Below are 18,565 nucleotides of genomic sequence, written 5' to 3' on the forward strand. Positions count from 1 at the left end.
CTCACAGGCCCCTCTGGTTTGCGAGAATGCCGTCGAGGCCAAGCACACTCTCTAGCCCCACGGTCAGGCCGCTGGCCGCCTGAAGCGCAGCAAGGGCAGCCACAATGCCCGCACGGTAGGCCTCGTCTGAGTGCGTGTCGTGGGAAATCGAGAGCACCTCGCCCGGCCCGCCGAGGCGGACCTCTTGCTTCGCGACAACTCCCGAGAGGCGGAGACTATGCACCGGGATACCCGCGACAAGTTCGCCACGGGCTGGCTGCTCGGCGAACGGGGCCGCGACGGGCTTACCATCGCGTGCCGCAGCCATAAGCTCAGCGGTGCGCACAGCGGTTCCCGACGGGGAGTCAACCTTGGCCGGGTGGTGTGCCTCGATAATCTCGATCGAGTCATAGAGCGGTGCCGCAATCTGCGAGAGCACAGTGCCAAGCACTGAACCAAGCGAAAAGTTTGGCACTACGATAACGGCGGCGTCCAATCCAGCAATGCGTTCACGCAGCGGGCCAAGCTTCGCCTCTGACCAGCCGCTTGTGCCCACCAGCACTCGCTGACCGCGACTCAGGGCTCGCTCTACAATCGCGGGAGAGGCGTCTGGGTGACTCACGTCAACAAGAATCTGGGCTTCTGCGCCCTCTTCGGCATCCGAGCGGCTCGAGAGTTTTGCAACCAGTTCGTAAGCGGGATCGGCTTCGACGATTTCGCAGACGAGGCGGCCCAAGCGTCCGGTCGCACCGGCCACAGCAACTTTGACAGTCATGGAACTCAAACTACTCCGTTGCGCTGAGGGTCGAGCGCGAGGTGTCCCCCACCGCAACGACCGTGGTCGGGGCAGCTGCCAGCTCGGCGGCGATGGAGCGAATGTCTTCCGCCGTCACCGCGCGGAAGCGCTCCAGTGAGGTGTCGAGGTCGAACAGCTCACCGCTGCCGAGTTCGGATCGGGCAAGGCGCCCCATGCGCGTATCGGAATCTTCAAGGGCGAGGGCAGTCGAGCCCGCGATCTGCCCGAGGGCGCGCTCGTGTTCCTCTTCGGTAATGCCGCTGTCAGCGATCTTCTGCAGCTCGATGCGGCTCAGCTCGACCACCTCGGCGGCCTTCTCGGGGGCCGTACCGGCGTACATGCCAAACAATCCAGCATCGGAGTAGCTCGCACCAAAGGAATAGGCGGTGTAGGCGAGCCCACGCTTCTCGCGGATCTCTTGGAAGAGTCGGCTCGACATGCCGCCGCCGAGCACCGCGTTCATGATGCCAAAGGCGAAGCGACGAGGATCACCCGAGCGCAGCCCCGGTGTGCCGATCATGAGGTTGATCTGCTCACTCGGGCGCTCAGTGACAGCTACGCGCGCCGTTTCAGAGGTGCGGCGCGGAATGGTGGTTACATCCGTGCGCTGCTCGCGCCGCACGGGGGCCGCAGCACGGTCAGTGTGCCAGCGCTCCTCAGGCGAGAGGTTGAGAGCTGTGAGCACCTGCTCCAGCAGTTTGTCGTGGTCAACAGCGCCCGCCGCAGTCACAACCAGCGTCGAGGGGTCGTACTGGTCACGGTAGTGCCGATCCACATCGCCGCGCTGCGCCTGGTGAATGGTCTCGGGGTTGCCCCCGATCGGCCGCCCCAGCGGGTGATCCCCATGACCTCTTCAAAGAAGCGCTCGTTTGCGACGTCGGTAAGGTCGTCTGCCGCCATGGCGATCTCCTCAAGGATCACACCCCGCTCGTTCTCAAACTCCTCAGGATCGAGTACCGAGTTCGCCACCATGTCTGCAAGCACCGTCACCGCACCGTCGAGGTCGGCGTCGCGCACCTTCGCGTAGTAGCAGGTGTATTCCTTCGCCGTGAGCGCGTTGTGTTCGGCGCCAATGCGGTCAAAGCTTGTCGCGATCGAGTAGGCGTCGCGAGTCGGCGTGCCTTTGAAGAGCAGGTGCTCGAGAAAGTGTGTTGAGCCTAAACTGCCCGGCGCATCGCCGCGCTCGCTCTGCTCGTCACGCGATCCCACGCCCACCCAGAACCCAATCGCCGTGCTGCGCGCCCCGGGCATGAACTCAGTGAGCACGCGCAAGCCGCTCGGGTGCACCGTGCGGCGAACCAGACCCCCGCTGAGATCAACAGCGAGTTCTGACAGGTCAAGAGGAAGGGCAATAGGTTCAAGCATCCTCTCAGCCTATTCGATCCACGCTGGCATCGCCCCGCTTGCCCAGTCATGCTGCGCGTAGTTGCAGTTCTCGGCAACCCTCTTCTGAAATCGGGTGTAGCCATATTGCTAGTTGAGTGACTCGCAACCAGCAATATGACTACACCCGATTTCGAGGCGAGACCGGGCCGCGAAGGCATCGGGCCGTGGAAGAACCGGTCCACGGAGCTGCCGCGGGCACACTAATGCCCGCCACCCCTTACAGGGTGGCGGGCATTAGTGTGCGCGAAACTTACTCCGCAGCGGCCTCTGCAGGGGCAGCCTCGGCAGCGCCTTCCTCGAGCACGGGCTCGAGTGAGAGCTTGCCACGATCGTCGACCTTCGTGATCTTCACGAGGATCTTCTGACCGATCGAGAGCACATCATCAACACTGTCGATCCGCTTACCGCCGGCGAGCTTGCGCACCTCAGAGATGTGCAGCAGGCCGTCCTTGCCGGGCAGCAGCGAGACGAACGCGCCGAAGGCGGCGTTCTTCACGACGGTACCGAGGTACTGCTCGCCGATCTCGGGGTTCTGCGGGTTCGCGATGGCATTCACCTGCGCTCGGGCGGCCTCGGCCGATGGACCGTCAACCGCACCGATGTACACGGTGCCATCGTCGTCGATCGAGATGTCAGCACCAGTGGTGTCCTGGATACCGTTGATCGTCTTGCCCTTGGGCCCAATCAGCTCGCCGATCTTGTCGACAGGGATCTTCACGCTGATGACGCGAGGCGCGGTGGGTGCCATCTCGTCAGGCGTGTCGATTGCCTGATTGAGCACACCAAGGATCGTGGTGCGAGCTTCCTTCGCCTGCGTCAGAGCGCCCGCAAGCACATCTGACGGGATGCCATCGAGCTTGGTGTCGAGCTGCAGCGCGGTGATGAACTCAGAGGTACCTGCGACCTTGAAGTCCATATCGCCGAGTGCGTCCTCTGCACCGAGGATGTCGGTGAGGGTCGCGTAGCGCGTCTCACCGTCGACCTGATCACTCACGAGACCCATCGCGATACCTGCAACGGCGGCGCGCAGAGGCACACCAGCGTTGAGCAGCGACAGCGTCGAAGCGCAGACGGAACCCATCGAGGTTGAGCCGTTTGAGCTCAGCGCTTCGGAGACCTGACGGATGGCGTAGGGGAACTCCTCGCGGGCCGGCAGAACCGGAACCAGCGCGCGCTCCGCGAGGAAGCCGTGGCCGATCTCGCGGCGCTTCGGGCTGCCAACACGGCCGGTCTCACCGGTCGAGTAGGGCGGGAAGTTGTAGTGGTGCATGTAACGCTTGCTGGTCGTGGGCGACAGCGAGTCGATCTGCTGCTCCATCTTCAGCATGTTCAGCGTGGTGACACCCATGATCTGGGTCTCGCCGCGCTGGAAGATAGCGGAACCGTGCACGCGCGGGATCACCTGAACCTCGGCATCGAGCGCACGAATGTCGCGCAGACCGCGGCCGTCGATGCGGGCGCCCTCTGCGAGAATACGGCCGCGCACGATCTTCTTGGTGACGGACTTGTAGGCACCCGAGACCTGGCCCTCAGCGGAAGCATCGAGTGCCCCAGCTTCGACCTTCGCAGCGATGGCATCCTTGACGCGAGCCTTCAGCGCGTCGTCGGCGTCCTGCCGCTCCTGCTTGTCAGCAATCTGGTAAATGCTAGCAAGCTCAGCCTCGGCGATCTCGGCAACAGCGGCGTACAACTCGTCGGTGTACGGCAGGAAGACCGGGTACTCCTGGATCTCCTTTGCCGACTGCGCGGCGAGCTGCTCCTGAGCCTTCACGAGCTGCGACAGGAACGGCTTTGCAGCCTCGAGGCCCTGAGCCACAACGGCCTCGTCGGGCTTCGTAGCGCCTGCCTTGATGAGGTTCCAGGAATCCTCAGTGGCCTCGGCCTCGACCATCATGATCGCGACGTCTTCCTTGCCATTCTTGTCGACGACAACACGGCCTGCAACCATCAGGTCAAACACGGCGTCAGCGAGCTGCGCCTCATTCGGGAACGCGACCCACTGGTCGCCGATGAGCGCAAGGCGCACGCCAGCGATGGGGCCGGAGAACGGCAGACCCGAGATCTGGGTTGACGCGCTCGCCGCATTGATTGCGAGTGCGTCGTAGAACTCGCCCGGAGCGATCGACAACACGGTCACAACGATCTGCACCTCGTTGCGGAGGCCGTCGACGAACGACGGGCGCAGTGGGCGGTCGATCAGACGGCAGACGAGGATGGCCTCGGTCGAGGGGCGACCCTCACGGCGGAAGAAGGAACCGGGGATCTTACCCGCGGCGTATGAGCGCTCTTCGACATCGACAGTCAGCGGGAAGAAGTCGAAGTGATCCTTCGGGTTCTTCGACGCGCTGGTGGCCGAGAGAAGCATCGTCTCTTCGTCGAGGTACGCGGCAACGGCACCCTGTGCCTGCTGCGCGAGACGGCCGGTTTCAAAACGGATGGTGCGCTTGCCAAACTTGCCGTTGTCGAGCACGGCCTCCGCAAACTTGATTTCAGGACCCTCCACGGGATCTCCTTACGTACGTGAGCGCGTGGCAGACAGCCTAGGACGCTGCGGCAACCGCAGGCGCTGATCAACAGTAGAAGACCACCCTCGCCGTTACCCGTAGGCAGAGAGGGATCCACCACCGAAGACCAGCCCGCCAGCCGACGAGCTCTGTTCTTCGTTGATGCGGGCAGACGCCCGCTTGTTCAGGATAGCACCGCCCTCTACTGGACGGGCGGATCCTCACCTCACAGCTTTGATGAGCGCTGCATAAACGCCGCCATCACCGCGCGACTGGTCATGTTTTTAGGCTGGTACTCGAGGCCTTGACTGGTCGCTGTTCCGGTTGTGATCTTCTTCGAGTACATCCAGGTGATCTGCCTGTAGAACTGCTGCTTCGTTGAGACGTCCTTAAACGGCGACTTCGCGGGCGGAGTGTACTTTGCACCATTCACCCGATAGATAAAGGCTGCCATCGCTTCGCGAGTGAGCGAGTCGCTCGGCAAGAATTTGACCGTGCCGTTGCTCTGCCTCGTGCCGGTCGAGATGCCTCTCTCCCACATCCAGTAGATCTCTTTGTAAAATTGGTGGCTCGTCGGCACGTCTACGAAGGGTAGTTTTCCCTTTGAGCCAGGCTTGTAACCGCTCGGTGCCTCGCTCCTGAACAGGAAGGCCGCAATGGCGCCGCGTGTCACGTTCTCCATGGGCCCGTAGACCGCGGACCCGTTAATCTGCCGAGTTCCAGTTGAAGTTTTGGTGTCGTGCATCCACTGGATCGGACCTGCGAACTTGTGGGTCGCGGGCACATCGGTAAACGAGGTGTAGAAGTCGACACGCACAACTGCGGAGGCACTCGTCTCGGATTCCACCGTGACTCGCGCGCGTCCCCCGTACGGCTGCAGAGATTCGCCTCTGCTAAGAGAATACCCGTCAGCCTTCGAAATCACGATGCTTCCTCGGTCGTACTGCTTGAGTATCCTGACGCCGCGCTGGCTCGGATCCATGTAGTTCGCACCCGAATCTTGACCAGTTCCGCTGCGGTACTCGACATAAAATGGTTCGCTGTTGCCCGACTGCTGCACTTGAATACCGCGGAGCCCCGATCCCGTGCTGAGCGCCTGAATGGTAAAACGCTGCGTTTTTCCAGCAGCCTGCGTAGCCTTCGGGATGGCAGATGGTGAGAGCAACTCAATGTCGGCCTTCTGACTGATCGGCAGCGAAGGCACTGTTGGCCCGAGGTCTGGGCGGTAGTACCCCATGACGCTCCATGAATCACGGTATTCGTCGTCCGTGCAGAGCTGACCCGATGGCCGGTTCTGTGGGTCAAAGAGCCACACGTTTGAAAGCGCCGCATCGTACGCGTTTGCGTCGCACGAGCGCGATCCGCTGTGATCGAGTCCAAAGTTGTGACCAAATTCGTGAGCGACAATACCGACGGCGTCTCTGAACGAGGTGCCTGCATACCGAGCCCCCAGATTGACGTAAATCTCGCCGCCACCGTGCAGTGTGTAGATGTCTCCCCACCCGGCCGCTGCGCCCGGGCCGCAATTCTTGTCAACGAGCACCACCAGATGTCGCGCGTTCTCGTAGTGGTCCACTCCCGGAAACTCGTCTCGCGCTGCCTCCCATGCGGCGTTCGGGTCACATACGTCCATACCAGCGGACGGCAGTTGCTTCACCGCGTTTACGGTAATACCCGTGATGAGCCCCTCCGATTCTTTCTTCCAGTAGTTCGAAGTCAGCGTCATCAGGTTGCGCACCGCTGATTCCTGCGAGACTTTCGCACTCGTAATCAGCACAACGTCGGCCGAGTGCTGCATAGCCCCTGGACCCTTTGATTGCGGCGGGGCCGGCGTAATTTCGGCCTCCTTCGCGTCAAAAGTTTCACCAGCGGCAACTGTCGCTGTTGCCGCGGCCTCAGTGACCACCGCAGGGTCTGGGGCCTCGCGGGCAGTCGCCGAACTATCCGTAACAATCTCTTGCATAGCCTGCTGAGCAGCTTCCCCGAGGCTCACCGTTCCGGTAAACGTTTCACCCCCAGATATCTCTTCTCCCAAAGAGTTCGGATTAAGGGGAAGTATCGTGCCCTTTGTCGTTTCAAGCTTGACCTGATCTGGCAGCATGGCTACAGCACCTCCGGAGGCAGTTACTGCTACCGAGCCTTGAGCAGGCTCACTCGGGGCGACACGCAATACCCCGAGACGGTGAGTGATTCAACTGGCGTTGCAGCCTGCGCATTCGTCGGCTTTGAGGCGGGCTTCTTCGCCTCAGCCTTAGGCTTTGGCTTTGACGTGGGAGGCACCTCCGGTTGCGGGGCTTCAGTCCTTGGGGTCTCGTTTCCCGGTGTTGGGTTTTCTGCCTCTCCCCCGTTGGGAGCTTCGGGATCGACACCCTCACCGGTTTCGTCATCCGTTTCTGAACCAGACTCCGTTTCAACCCCCGGTGCATCGCCGGTCTCGTTCTGGTCTTGCGAATTCGTCGTGGGCGCAGCTGGATCGTCGGTCGCCCCATTGTCAGCAAAGGCGGGTTGCGCACCCGCCAGAACAATCGGAATTGCGATCGCCAACGAAACCATCTTTTTCCACGACATCGTGGTCCCCTTTTACCTACAATTACTCCCCTGGTATTGCTTGGTAGGTAAAAACTACACACGGGGGCTTGCAGAAAAAAGGGGGTAGCGCTGTGAGTACTAAATTTGGTAACCCACTCCAATCGACCACCCTTTTGGGTGAGCGAAGCTACTGAACGTCGATATCGATGGTGCTGATCTTCTCAGCCCCAATCGCAACACGCAAGGCTTCAATCAGCGACTCGTCAACGGGCGAATCGACTGATAACACGGAGAGAGCCGTGCCCTTCTTTTCATCGCGAGCGATCTGCAGACCGGCAATATTCACACCAGCCTCACCCAATAGGTTGCCATAGCTCGCAACGATGCCGGGGCGATCCGTGTAGCTGAACACAATCAAGTGCTCAGGAATCGGCAGCTCAACCTCGTAGCCGTTAACCTCAACGATCTTTTCGACCTGCTTAGGTCCGGTGAGGGTACCCGACACCGAAATGGGGGTGCCATCGGTCAGTGAACCACGCAGTGTGATGACGTTGCGGTAGCTCTCTGAAACCCCGTCGACGCTAAACCGCACCTCAATGTTGCGCTGTTCCGCGAGCAGTGGTGCGTTGACATACGACACAGGGTCGCTGACGATCTTAGAAAACAGCCCCTTAAGCGCCGCAAGACGCAGTGCCTCAACGTTGCGCCCGGCGAGCTCACCGTGCACCTCAATGTCGAGGGAAGCAATGGGACCGTCTGCGAGCCCGGCAAAAACTTGGCCGAGCTTTTCGGTAAGGGGCAGGCCCGGGCGCACATACTCGTCGATGACACCACCGGCGACGTTTACCGCGTCGGGCACCAGGTCGCCGGCAAGCGCAAGGCGCACCGACTTCGCGACCGACACTCCGGCCTTCTCCTGCGCTTCTTCAGTCGAGGCGCCAAGGTGAGGGGTCACGTTGACGTTTGGGAGCCCAGTAAGTGAGGTATCGGTGGGTGGTTCCTGCATAAACACGTCGAGCGCAGCACCAGCAATCTCACCAGCGTTGAGCGCCGCAATGAGTGCTTCCTCGTCGATGAGGCCACCGCGGGCAACGTTCACAACGTACGCCGTCGACTTCATCGCTTTGAGCTGCTCTGCACCAATCATGCCCAGCGTCTCGGGGGTACGAGGCATGTGAATCGTCAAGAAGTCAACGCGCTCAATGAGCTCTTCGAGCGACACGAGTTGCACACCAAGCTGCTGGGCGCGCGCTGCTGTGACGTAAGGATCAAAAGCGATGAGCTCAACGCCGAAGCCGCGCAGGCGCTCAGCAATGAGCGCACCAATGCGTCCGAGTCCGATGATACCGACGGTCTTTTCGTACAGTTCGATACCGGTGAATGAGGAGCGCTTCCACTGCCCTGCTGACAGCGAGGAGTGCGCACGCGGCAAGTGGCGAGCGAGGCCAAGAATGTGGGCAACGGTCAGCTCTGCAGCGCTGATGATGTTGGAGGTCGGCGCGTTCACGACCATTACGCCAGCCTGCGTCGCGGACTTGATGTCAACGTTATCGAGACCGACTCCAGCGCGAGCAACAACTTTGAGCTTCGGCGCCCAACTCAGTGCCTCAGCGTCAATCTGGGTGGCGGATCGCACAAGCACCGCGTCTGCGGTCGCGAGCCCAGAGCGCAGAGCGTCGCGGTCGGTGCCATCTACGTACACCACCTCGAAGTCGGGGCCGAGAGCGGCAATCGTAGCGGGTGAGAGTTGTTCAGCGATCAGCACGATTGGCGCAGGCATCAGGCGGTTCCTTCGGGGATAAACGACAGAAACAATGCGCACCCGGGGCGCGCGGATTTCCAGTCTAGTGGCGCGAGACCGGCCTCCCGAACGCTACGCGAAATATAACGACTCGGGAATGAGGTGCATCACGTCGATCTGCAACACAGCAACGACCGTGATTCCCACCGCGAGCAGCAGGATCCGCATCCCCGCTTTGCGCTTTCTGCCGAGAATCAGCGCAAGCGAGAGAAGCACCACTGGCATAACAATGCCCGCAATCAGCCAGATCCAACCGACAGCACTCAGTCCCGATCCGAGCGCAGTGGCCAGGCCAGACATACCTATCAGGTTGCCAATCGCTGCCGTGGCCGCGTACAGGTACAGCACCGCAAGCAAAACGCCGACCACCCAGGCCGAAACTACCTTCACCATGACCTAGCTCCCCCTCGCAATAAGCATCGGCAACGGCATCAGCACAATCGCTCCAATAAACAAAAACAGCACCAACCGCCTTGTGCGCCCACCTCGACTAAACAGCAGAGAAAGACCAAACCAGAGCACCGGAGCAAGCGGCGCAGCCCAGAAAACGATCTGCTGCAACACTCCGCCAATTGTGCCACTGCCGGCCGCTGCCATGGCGTTCACGGACGCATATGCCTGCGCGATAATGAACCACCCCCAGACGTACAGTAGGTACAACCCACCAAACACACCGAGCGTTACGAGGGCACCGTTACTGAGCCCGGGCGCGGCGGGTTCAGCATCCGAGGCGACCTGAGTCACCTGTCCTTCTGGCGCGACAGTGTCTTCCTCGGCGGAAACTATCGGCTCCTCACCTTCGACCTTCCAACCGCTCGCAAGCGTGCTGTCACGTGCCGCTTGTTCCTTCTTTTTCCGCATTCGTTAACCCTATAGCCGTGGTGCTTTGAGCATCCGGTGAACGGGTGGCCACCCTAGACTTGGCAGAGTGACTACGCCCGTCTTCAACATCAACACCATTGGAGTAGGACTTCCCGTCGCGGAGCATCGGGACGAGCTCGAAACGGCCGCGAAGTTTGGCGTGATGGTCCTGACCGCACCACCGGGAACCGGCAAGACAACCTTTGTGCCTCCACTGGTCGCAAATATGGTTCGTGACCGCGGCACGACGCTCCTTACGCAGCCTCGGCGCGTCGCGGTGCGTGCCGCAGCGAACCGAATCGCGATGCTTGACGGCTTTGCAGTTGGCGACTCCGTCGGCTTCACCGTGCGCGGCGAACGCCACATGTCACGCCGCACTCGACTTGAAGTTCTCACGCCGGGTGTGCTGCTGCGTCGTCTGCTCACTGATCCAAGCTTGGACGGAATCAGCGCTGTCATTCTTGACGAGGTGCACGAGCGCTCGGTCGACAGTGACCTGTTACTTGGCATGATGGCGGAGGTCCGCACTCTGCGCGAAGACCTGCTTGTGGTCGCAATGTCGGCAACACTCAACGCGTCACGGGTTGCAGAAATACTGGGGGGAGACGCTGGAACCGCACCGATCGTCGCCATCCCTCGACGCTGCACCCGCTTCGCGCGGATTTTGCACCCTTCTCAGGAACTCGCCTCGATGATCGTGGTGTCACGCGGGATTACCTCGATCATGTCGCCACCGTGACACTGGAGGCACAGCAGGCCGAATCCAGCGACGCGCTGGTGTTTGTGCCCGGGGCTCGCGAGGTTGATGAGCTTGTGCGGCGACTGAGCACTCGTGCACACGCGTCGCTCGAAGTTCTTCCGCTGCACGGCAGGGTATCTGCTCGGGATCAGGATCGCGCTGTGCGCGGACGTGGTCCGAATGATCCACCAAGGATTGTGGTCAGCACATCACTGGCCGAAAGTTCGCTCACCGTGCCGGGAGTGCGTCTAGTGGTCGATTCCGGACTCTCCCGAGAGCTACGTCGCGACCGAGCGCGCGGCATGACCGGTCTCGTTACCGTCAGTGCGTCACGGGCAAGTGCGGAGCAGCGCGCTGGTCGAGCCGCGCGCCAGGGACCCGGTCGAGTCGTGCGCGCCTATTCAGAGGCTGACTTCGCACGAATGCCCTCCGAGTCTGCGCCAGAGATCGCTTCGGCCGATCTCACAGATACCGCGCTACTCCTCGCTGCCTGGGGAACGCCCGCTGGTGTCGGTCTGGCGTTCCCTTCACCTCCCCCAACTGCGGCCATGTGTGAGGCCGTCGCAGAACTGCGTGCGCTTCAGCTGATCGATAACGCAGGTCGCCCAACAGCTCAGGGAGTCCGAATTGCACAGCTCCCAGTGGGTGTGCGCGACGCACGCGCTCTCCTCTCGGGAACGGTGGAGCTTGGCAACGCTCGAACCGCCGCTGAAGTCGTCGCCGCAATCTCAGATGGTCACCGTGAAGCCAGCGCCGACCTGCCTCGTCTGATGCGGCAGCTGCGTGACGGCCGATCTTCGGATGCCAAACGCTGGCAGCGAGAAAGCCGCCGACTCGAACGGATTGCGCAGAGCGAGATCGTTGCAGCTAGCCTCAATCATGGCGGCTCCGACCCCACAAATTCAAACACCACAACAGGAGACACTGCAAGTGGTATCGTGTCGGCTCTCGGCCGCCCAGAGTGGATCGCACGTCGTGTGAGCGAGAGATCCCGCGCCTACCTTTTGGCGAGCGGCACCCGGGCGGCCGTTCCCGAGGGTAGCGGGCTGCTCCACAGCGAGTGGCTTGCCGTGTGCGAAGTGCAGCGCGCCGAGGGAAAAGTCGCCGATGGCACGGGTGCCGTGATCCGACTGGCCGCACCCCTCACCGAGGCCGACGCCCTACGAATTGGTGACGCGCTTGTGGCTCGCACACGAGCTGCCCGAGTCGAGAACGGTCGGGTGCGGGTCACAGAAGAGCGGTGGGTCGGTAAGATTTTGATCTCGGCCACGCCGGTCGCCTCCACAGATGCCGATACCGGACTAGCACTTGCAACCCACCTGCGAGAGGCCGGGCTGCAGACCCTCAACTGGTCGGAGTCAGCTGTGAGACTGCGGACTCGAATCGCACTACTGCGCCGAGAACTCGGTGACCCTTGGCCACGGATGGACGATGCAGCACTGCTCGACAGCATCGACAGCTGGCTCGGCTCAGACCTCGAGCGTATGGGCGTGGGCTCCTCACTGCACCGAATTGATGTGGCGGCGGCGCTGCGCAGGCTTCTCCCCTGGCCAGAAGCTTCTCACCTCGACGAGCTTGTACCCGAGCGACTTACCGCGCCCTCGGGTTCAACAGTGCGAATCGACTATCCGGATCCGGCTGATCCGACAGCCCCGCCCGTTGTCTCGGTGAAACTTCAAGAATTGTTCGGTCTCGCGCAAACGCCGCGACTCGTCGGTGGTCGCGTGCCGGTGCTGGTGCACCTGCTCTCTCCGGCGCGCCGCCCCCTCGCTGTGACCGATGATCTCGCATCGTTCTGGAACGGCCCTTACCAACAGGTGCGCCGCGAAATGCGTGGCCGCTACCCAAAACACCCCTGGCCCGAGGATCCATGGACGGCTCCAGCGACCGCCCGCACCAAGCGACCCAGCCCATAAGACATCAAGAACCCGCAGGACATCAGTTTCGGGAGAGAACTGCTGGTCTGCGGGTTATTGCTGGCCAACTGGCGACGACTGACCACCTGCGTAGGGCTAGACAGAAAAACGGGGCGCGCGGAATAGCCCGCACGCCCCGCCTTTACAAACTAGCGACTAGCGCGCAGCGCTGCCGTCAACGTAATCGGTGTCGGTCTGCTTCCAAGCGAAAAGCTTACGCAGCTCGCGACCGGTGGTCTCGATCGGGTGCTTCTCTGCCTTGGTACGGAGCTCGATGAACTCCTTGCCACCGTTGTCCTGATCTTCAATGAAGCGCTTCGCGAACGCACCCGACTGGATGTCAGCGAGCACAGCCTTCATGTTCTCCTTGACGGAGGGATCAACAACGCGCGGGCCGGAGACGTAGTCGCCGTACTCAGCGGTGTCGGAAACGGACCAGCGCTGCTTGGCAATGCCACCCTCCCACATCAGGTCAACGATGAGCTTGAGCTCGTGCAGCACCTCGAAGTAGGCGATCTCCGGCTGGTAGCCAGCCTCGGTCAGCGTCTCGAAACCGTACTGCACGAGCTGCGAGGTGCCACCGCAGAGCACAGCCTGCTCACCGAACAGGTCGGTCTCGGTCTCTTCGGTGAAGGTGGTCTTGATGACACCAGCGCGGGTGCCACCGATTGCCTTCGCGTAAGACTTCGCGGTTTCCCAGGCGGTGCCCGAGGCGTCAACCTCAACGGCGATAATGTCGGGGATGCCGCGACCGGCCTCGAACTCGCGGCGCACGGTGTGGCCCGGGGCCTTGGGGGCCACGAGGATCACGTCAACACCCTCGGGCGTCTCGATGTAGCCGAAGCGAATGTTGAAGCCGTGAGCAAACGCGAGCGTCTTGCCCGAGGTGAGGTGCTGCTTGATCGACTCGTTGTAGATAGTGCGCTGGTGCTGATCAGGTGCGAGCACCATGATCAGGTCGGCCCACTCAGCGGCGTCGGCGACTGTCTTCACGGTGAAGCCAGCCTCTTCAGCCTTCTGAATCGACTTCGAGCCTTCCTTGAGGGCAATAACGACCTCAACACCCGAGTCGCGCAGGTTCATTGCGTGCGCGTGCCCCTGCGAGCCATAGCCAACGACGGCTACTTTCTTACCCTGGATGATGGACAGATCTGCGTCTGCGTCGTAGTACATCTCAGCCACTTGTGACTCTCTTTCGTTTCGTGATTTCGGTAAATCTGGTTCGGGATCGGGATCCCGCGAGGCAGTTAGTTCTTGAAGACCCGCTCGGTGATCGACTTGGAACCGCGGCCCATGGCGATCAACCCCGACTGGGCGATCTCCTTGATGCCGTACGGCTCGAGCACCTTCAAGAAGGCATCAATCTTGCCGCTGTCTCCTGTTACCTCGATGGTGAGCGCGTCGGGCACAACATCGACTACACGAGCACGGAAAAGACTCACTGCTTCAAGCACATGCGAGCGAGTCTGGTTGTCAGCGCGCACCTTGATGAGCACGTGCTCACGTTGCACGGAGTTGGACTCCTCCAACTCCACGATCTTGATGACATTCACAAGCTTGTTGAGTTGCTTCGTCACCTGCTCAAGCAGTGTTTCGTCTTCGTCAACCACAACAGTGATGCGTGAGAGACCACGCATCTCGGTGGGGCCCACGGCGAGCGACTCGATATTAAAACCACGTCGAGCAAAAAGCCCGGCGACCCGGGTCAGCAGGCCCGGTTTATCCTCTACGAGGAGGCTGAGTACGTGACGGCTCATTTTTACTCTTCCTCCCACTCGGGTGCATGCTCAAGCGCATACTGAATATCGCTGTTGGAGGTGCCTTGGCGAACCATCGGCCACACCATCGCGTCAGAGCTCACGACGAAGTCAATCACCACGGGGCGGTCATTCGTCTCAAGCGCGAGCCTAATCGCGTCGTCGACCTGATCCTCGCGCTCCACACGAATAGCGAGGCAGCCGTACGCTTCCCCCAGCTTCACAAAGTCGGGGATCCGCTCGCTGCCGTGACCGGTGTTCAGCTCAGTGTTCGAGTAGCGACCGTCGTAAATGAGCGTCTGCCACTGCCGCACCATGCCGAGTGACGAGTTGTTAATGATGGCTACCTTGATGGGGATGTTGTTCACCATGCAGGTTGCCAGCTCTTGATTTGTCATCTGGAAGCAGCCGTCGCCGTCAATGGCCCAGACCGCGCGATCTGGCTCGGCAACCTTGGCCCCCATGGCAGCGGGCACGGAGTAACCCATGGTGCCCGCACCGCCAGAGTTCAACCAGGCGTTTGGGCGCTCGTACTTGATGAACTGCGCCGCCCACATCTGGTGCTGGCCGACACCAGCGACGTACACGCCTTCGGGCCCGGTGATCTCACCGATGCGCTGAATGATGTGCTGCGGTGAAAGCAGACCGTCGGTCGTCTCTTTGTAGCCGAGCGGGAACTTCTCCTGAAGCATTCGCAGGCGCTCCCACCACTCAGAGATGTCAGCGCATTCTCGACTCAGTTTGCAGGTGGAAACAGCCGCAATGAGATCTGAGATGACCTCGGCCGCATCACCAACGATCGGCACATCGGCCGCGCGGATCTTGCCGATTTCAGCGGGATCAATATCCGCGTGGATCACTTTTGCATCGGGGGCAAACTGCGCCGCCTTACCCGTCACACGATCGTCAAAACGAGCACCGAGAGTAATCAGCAGATCGGACTCCTGCAGTGCGAGCACCGCGGGAACCGTGCCGTGCATGCCTGGCATGCCGAGGTGCTGCGGGTGCGAGTCGGGGAAGACGCCACGAGCCATAAGGGTCGTCACGACGGGAGCCCCGACCAGCTCAGCGAGCTGCAACAGTTCAGCCGAGGCACCGGCGCGTCCGACGCCACCGCCAACGTAAAACACGGGTCGTTCGGCCTGCGCGATCAGATCCGCAGCCGCCTGAATCTGCTTGCTGTTGGCCTTAGTAATTGGGCGGTAACCCGCGAGATCGACCCGCGGATCCCACACGAAATCGACAAGGCCCTCCTGAGCATCTTTCGTGATGTCCACGAGCACGGGTCCGGGGCGACCGGTCGAAGCGAGGTGGTATGCCGCGGCAATAGCGCCGGGCACGTCCTCTGGCTTCTTCACGAGGAAAGAGTGTTTCGTGATCGGCATCGTGATGCCAATAATGTCGGCTTCTTGAAACGCGTCGGATCCCATGAGGTGCGAGAACACCTGACCGGTGATCGCGAGCATCGGCACTGAGTCCATGTAGGCATCCGCGATTGCGGTGACAAGGTTGGTCGCGCCGGGGCCGGAGGTCGCGATACACACACCAACCTCTCCCTTGGCCGAGGCGAACCCCTCAGCAGCGTGACCGCCTCCCTGCTCGTGACGAACAAGGATGTGACGCAGTTCAGCGGCGTCCATCAGCGCGTCGTACAGCGGAAGGACTGCTCCACCAGGGAGCCCGAAGACGTCACGCACGCCAAGCGCTTCAAGGCTGCGAACGACGGCCTGCGCTCCGGTCATCCGTTCGCCGCCGGAATAATCCGGGTCTGGTTGATGTGGCACTGCACTCGATTCCGAGGTCATGTCTTGCTTTCTCGATTGAAGGTGTCATGCAATACAAGCGCAGCGCGTCTCAGCTCAGAAGTGGCGGAGTCGCGAACGCGCACTAACCCGTAATTGCGCCTTCAGAGGCGGAATGCACGAGCTTGGTGTACTTCGCAAGTACGCCACGCGTGTATCGCGGGGAAGCGGGGCCCAGTTTTCTCGTCGGGCCTCAAGCTCGGCGGGATCCACCAGCAAGTCGAGCGTTTGTGCGGCGATATCAACCCGAATCAGGTCACCGTCGCGCACCAAAGCAACAGGACCTCCGTCCGATGCCTCCGGTGCAATGTGGCCGATACACAGTCCGGTTGTGCCGCCTGAGAATCGCCCGTCCGTCAATAATAGTACATCTTTTCCGAGACCCGCGCCCTTGATCGCACCGGTTATCGCGAGCATCTCGCGCATGCCGGGGCCACCTTTGGGCCCTTCGTAGCGAATGACGACGATATCGCCCTTGCCAATCTTGCCCTCGGTGAGCGCATCCATCGCTGCGCGCTCACGCTCAAAGACGCGCGCTGGGCCCTCGAATACCTCTGCGTCAAAGCCCGCGGTCTTCACTACTGCCCGTCTGGGGCAAGCGAGCCGTGCAGAATTGTGAGGCCACCCGTCGCGTGGATCGGATCGTCAAGGTTGTGAATCACCTTGCCGTCAACCGGGTCGGGGTTCAGCTCGGCCAGGTTCTCGGCCATCGTCTTACCCGTAACGGTCAGAACGTCGCCGTGCAACAGACCTGCGTCGAGCAGGGCTTTGAGGATCACCGGGACACCGCCATGGCGGTCGATATCGGCCATCACGTACTTACCGAACGGCTTCATGTCGGCGAGGTGCGGCACCTTTGCGCCAATGCGGTTGAAGTCTTCGAGCGTCAGATCGACCTCGGCCTCGCGCGCAATTGCAAGCAGGTGCAGCACCGCATTCGTCGATCCACCGTAGGCCATGAGTAGCGTGATGGCGTTTTCGAACGCTTTTTTAGTGAGGATGTCGCGCGCCGTGATACCAAGGCGCAGCATGTTCACCACGGCCTCACCCGAGCGGTGCGCGAAGTAGTCGCGACGACGGTCAGCGCTGGGCGGAGCCGCAGATCCGGGAAGGCTCATGCCGAGAGCCTCTGCAATCGAGGCCATCGTGTTGGCGGTATACATGCCGCCGCAGGCACCCTCGCCGGGAGCGATCGAGCACTCGATGCGCTTCAGGTCTTCCTCACTCATAGTGCCCGCTTTGCACGCACCAACGGCCTCAAAGGCATCGATGATGGTGACTTCCTTCTCCGTGCCGTCAGTAAGCTTCACCCAGCCCGGAGCGATTGACCCCGCGTAGAGAAACACCGAAGCAAGATCCAGACGCGCAGCCGCCATCAGCATGCCCGGCAGCGACTTGTCGCAACCGGCGAGCAGAATCGAGCCGTCGAGGCGCTCTGCCATCATGACGGTCTCGACAGAGTCAGCAATGACCTCGCGTGAGACGAGCGAGAAATGCATGCCCTCGTGGCCCATCGAGATGCCGTCAGAAACCGAGACCGTGCCAAACTGCAGCGGGTAGCCACCACCCGAGTGCACGCCTTCCTTTGCACCCTGAGCGAGCCGGTCGAGACTCAGGTTGCAGGGGGTGATCTCGTTCCATGAGCTGGCGATGCCAATCTGGGGCTTATCCCAGTCTTCATCTCCCATGCCCACTGCACGAAGCATGCCGCGCGCTGCGGCCTTCTCGATTCCATCGGTGACGTCGCGACTACGCGGCTTGATGTCAGTCTGTGCCATTGTTCTATTCTATGCACAGACGTATTCCGTACACGTGCTGAAACGACAACGGCACCGGCAAGCTGTGCTCACCGGTGCCGAACGCAATGCTTAATTCGCTACTTGCCCGTTGCGGGAAGGATAGCGAACGGGATGATAAATCCCACGATGGTCGCTGCAAGACCACCGCAGAAAGTCCAGAGTTCAGCGGCGCCCAAGCTCGGCTGAATGCCGTAAGCCATCAGGATGAAGCCACCGAGCATGAGCACAACAGACAGCACAAACAGCACACCGGTGATCGCACCAACGGCTCCTTGCGAGCTCTCTTCGAACAGCGTCTCGGTCTTCTGCTTCGCCATGCCGATTCTCCTTTGTAGCTTGTGGGCTCAAAGTACAAGAGCCGCTGCGTTTGTCGCGCTGTGACAAACTCCTTCTGTAATCGTATCGCATGCGTAACGCCCTGACGTTAGGCTTAGCTTTGCACTGTTCAGCCCGCAAGGAGGAGCCATGGCGATCGGCAAGTATGTGACAAACCCCGGAGTTATCGGGGCCGCGTTTGGCGCGCTTAGCACCTCGAAGCGCACCCAGCACATGCCGAAAGATTGGCGCCGCTACGTTGTGTGGGGCGTGTGGGCGGCTGGTCTTGCGCTGGCGATCGCTGGGGTTGCCATGCAGGGCGCTGAAGATGAGGACCTTTCCAGGCGCTAGACGACTACACTGGAACGCGGTGAGTCGGGA

Annotated in this window: 14 protein-coding genes and 2 pseudogenes; 3 read left to right on the forward strand and 13 right to left on the reverse strand. The window is 61.2% G+C overall.

What is annotated here, in order from left to right; all coding sequences use genetic code 11:
- Position 1: 1 nt before the first annotated feature.
- The 8 genes and pseudogenes from dapB to G7066_RS09895 form a co-directional block, all read right to left on the reverse strand.
- Positions 2-754 carry a 4-hydroxy-tetrahydrodipicolinate reductase gene (gene dapB / locus G7066_RS09860; RefSeq protein WP_166330783.1) on the reverse strand — a complete coding sequence of 251 codons (753 nt, stop codon included), beginning with the start codon at positions 752-754 and terminating at the stop codon, positions 2-4.
- 10 nt (positions 755-764) lie between these two features.
- A pseudogene (locus tag G7066_RS09865) lies at positions 765-2,140 on the reverse strand (M16 family metallopeptidase).
- Between the two features lie 271 nt (positions 2,141-2,411).
- Complete coding sequence (locus G7066_RS09870) at positions 2,412-4,664, reverse strand: polyribonucleotide nucleotidyltransferase (RefSeq protein ID WP_166330785.1); 2,253 nt, start codon at positions 4,662-4,664, stop codon at positions 2,412-2,414.
- A gap of 227 nt (positions 4,665-4,891) precedes the next feature.
- Positions 4,892-6,766, reverse strand: coding sequence for an S-layer homology domain-containing protein (locus G7066_RS09875; protein ID WP_166330787.1), 1,875 nt, complete (start codon positions 6,764-6,766; stop codon positions 4,892-4,894).
- A gap of 29 nt (positions 6,767-6,795) precedes the next feature.
- Positions 6,796-7,233 (reverse strand): hypothetical protein, encoded by a 438-nt coding sequence (locus tag G7066_RS09880; RefSeq protein WP_166330789.1) that lies wholly within the window; start codon positions 7,231-7,233, stop codon positions 6,796-6,798.
- A gap of 148 nt (positions 7,234-7,381) precedes the next feature.
- Positions 7,382-8,974: a phosphoglycerate dehydrogenase gene (gene serA / locus G7066_RS09885; protein WP_166330791.1), complete on the reverse strand. Its 1,593-nt coding sequence runs from the start codon at positions 8,972-8,974 to the stop codon at positions 7,382-7,384.
- 93 nt (positions 8,975-9,067) lie between these two features.
- Positions 9,068-9,388 carry a hypothetical protein gene (locus G7066_RS09890; RefSeq protein ID WP_166330793.1) on the reverse strand — a complete coding sequence of 107 codons (321 nt, stop codon included), beginning with the start codon at positions 9,386-9,388 and terminating at the stop codon, positions 9,068-9,070.
- A 3-nt stretch (positions 9,389-9,391) separates the two neighbouring features.
- Positions 9,392-9,856 (reverse strand): hypothetical protein, encoded by a 465-nt coding sequence (locus G7066_RS09895; RefSeq protein ID WP_166330795.1) that lies wholly within the window; start codon positions 9,854-9,856, stop codon positions 9,392-9,394.
- A 67-nt stretch (positions 9,857-9,923) separates the two neighbouring features.
- Here G7066_RS09895 and G7066_RS17500 point away from each other — a divergent pair, with 67 nt between their 5' ends.
- Both G7066_RS17500 and G7066_RS09900 read left to right on the forward strand, forming a co-directional pair.
- Positions 9,924-10,595, forward strand: a complete 672-nt coding sequence (locus G7066_RS17500) for a DEAD/DEAH box helicase (protein WP_341873787.1) — start codon at positions 9,924-9,926, stop codon at positions 10,593-10,595.
- Entirely contained in the window at positions 10,592-12,511 is a 1,920-nt protein-coding gene (locus G7066_RS09900; protein ID WP_341873788.1) for an ATP-dependent helicase C-terminal domain-containing protein, read from the forward strand. The genes G7066_RS17500 and G7066_RS09900 overlap by 4 nt, the downstream gene beginning before the upstream one ends.
- Positions 12,512-12,667: 156 nt before the next feature.
- Here the strand turns inward: G7066_RS09900 and ilvC are convergent, their stop codons facing one another.
- The 5 genes and pseudogenes from ilvC to G7066_RS09925 all read right to left on the reverse strand — a co-directional run bounded on the left by ilvC (position 12,668) and on the right by G7066_RS09925 (position 18,186).
- Positions 12,668-13,684, reverse strand: coding sequence for a ketol-acid reductoisomerase (ilvC, locus tag G7066_RS09905; RefSeq protein WP_425280771.1), 1,017 nt, complete (start codon positions 13,682-13,684; stop codon positions 12,668-12,670).
- A gap of 74 nt (positions 13,685-13,758) precedes the next feature.
- The gene (gene ilvN / locus G7066_RS09910) at positions 13,759-14,268 is read right to left on the reverse strand and encodes an acetolactate synthase small subunit (RefSeq protein WP_166330800.1); all 510 of its coding nucleotides are present in this window, start codon (positions 14,266-14,268) and stop codon (positions 13,759-13,761) included.
- Between the two features lie 2 nt (positions 14,269-14,270).
- Positions 14,271-16,073, reverse strand: a complete 1,803-nt coding sequence (locus G7066_RS09915) for an acetolactate synthase large subunit (RefSeq protein WP_166330802.1) — start codon at positions 16,071-16,073, stop codon at positions 14,271-14,273.
- An 82-nt stretch (positions 16,074-16,155) separates the two neighbouring features.
- Positions 16,156-17,848 (reverse strand): annotated as a pseudogene (gene ilvD, locus G7066_RS09920) (dihydroxy-acid dehydratase).
- 98 nt (positions 17,849-17,946) lie between these two features.
- Complete coding sequence (locus G7066_RS09925; protein WP_166330804.1) at positions 17,947-18,186, reverse strand: hypothetical protein; 240 nt, start codon at positions 18,184-18,186, stop codon at positions 17,947-17,949.
- Between the two features lie 148 nt (positions 18,187-18,334).
- Here G7066_RS09925 and G7066_RS09930 point away from each other — a divergent pair, with 148 nt between their 5' ends.
- Complete coding sequence (locus tag G7066_RS09930) at positions 18,335-18,535, forward strand: hypothetical protein (protein WP_166330806.1); 201 nt, start codon at positions 18,335-18,337, stop codon at positions 18,533-18,535.
- The last annotated feature ends 30 nt before the right edge of the window (positions 18,536-18,565 follow it).

Source organism: Leucobacter coleopterorum (genome assembly GCF_011382985.1).
GTDB classification, from domain to species: Bacteria; Actinomycetota; Actinomycetes; order Actinomycetales; family Microbacteriaceae; genus Leucobacter; species Leucobacter coleopterorum.

What these genes read in the sequence shown, in the direction of transcription:
- dapB (WP_166330783.1), bottom strand. Translation starts at nt 754, where the DNA reads ATGACTGTCAAAGTTGCTGTGGCCGGTGCGACCGGACGCTTGGGCCGC.
- G7066_RS09875 (WP_166330787.1), bottom strand. Translation starts at nt 6,766, where the DNA reads ATGCTGCCAGATCAGGTCAAGCTTGAAACGACAAAGGGCACGATACTT.
- G7066_RS09880 (WP_166330789.1), bottom strand. Translation starts at nt 7,233, where the DNA reads ATGTCGTGGAAAAAGATGGTTTCGTTGGCGATCGCAATTCCGATTGTT.
- serA (WP_166330791.1), bottom strand. Translation starts at nt 8,974, where the DNA reads ATGCCTGCGCCAATCGTGCTGATCGCTGAACAACTCTCACCCGCTACG.
- G7066_RS09890 (WP_166330793.1), bottom strand. Translation starts at nt 9,388, where the DNA reads ATGGTGAAGGTAGTTTCGGCCTGGGTGGTCGGCGTTTTGCTTGCGGTG.
- G7066_RS09895 (WP_166330795.1), bottom strand. Translation starts at nt 9,856, where the DNA reads ATGCGGAAAAAGAAGGAACAAGCGGCACGTGACAGCACGCTTGCGAGC.
- ilvC (WP_425280771.1), bottom strand. Translation starts at nt 13,684, where the DNA reads ATGTACTACGACGCAGACGCAGATCTGTCCATCATCCAGGGTAAGAAA.
- ilvN (WP_166330800.1), bottom strand. Translation starts at nt 14,268, where the DNA reads ATGAGCCGTCACGTACTCAGCCTCCTCGTAGAGGATAAACCGGGCCTG.
- G7066_RS09915 (WP_166330802.1), bottom strand. Translation starts at nt 16,073, where the DNA reads ATGACCTCGGAATCGAGTGCAGTGCCACATCAACCAGACCCGGATTAT.
- G7066_RS09925 (WP_166330804.1), bottom strand. Translation starts at nt 18,186, where the DNA reads ATGGCGAAGCAGAAGACCGAGACGCTGTTCGAAGAGAGCTCGCAAGGA.
- G7066_RS09930 (WP_166330806.1), top strand. Translation starts at nt 18,335, where the DNA reads ATGGCGATCGGCAAGTATGTGACAAACCCCGGAGTTATCGGGGCCGCG.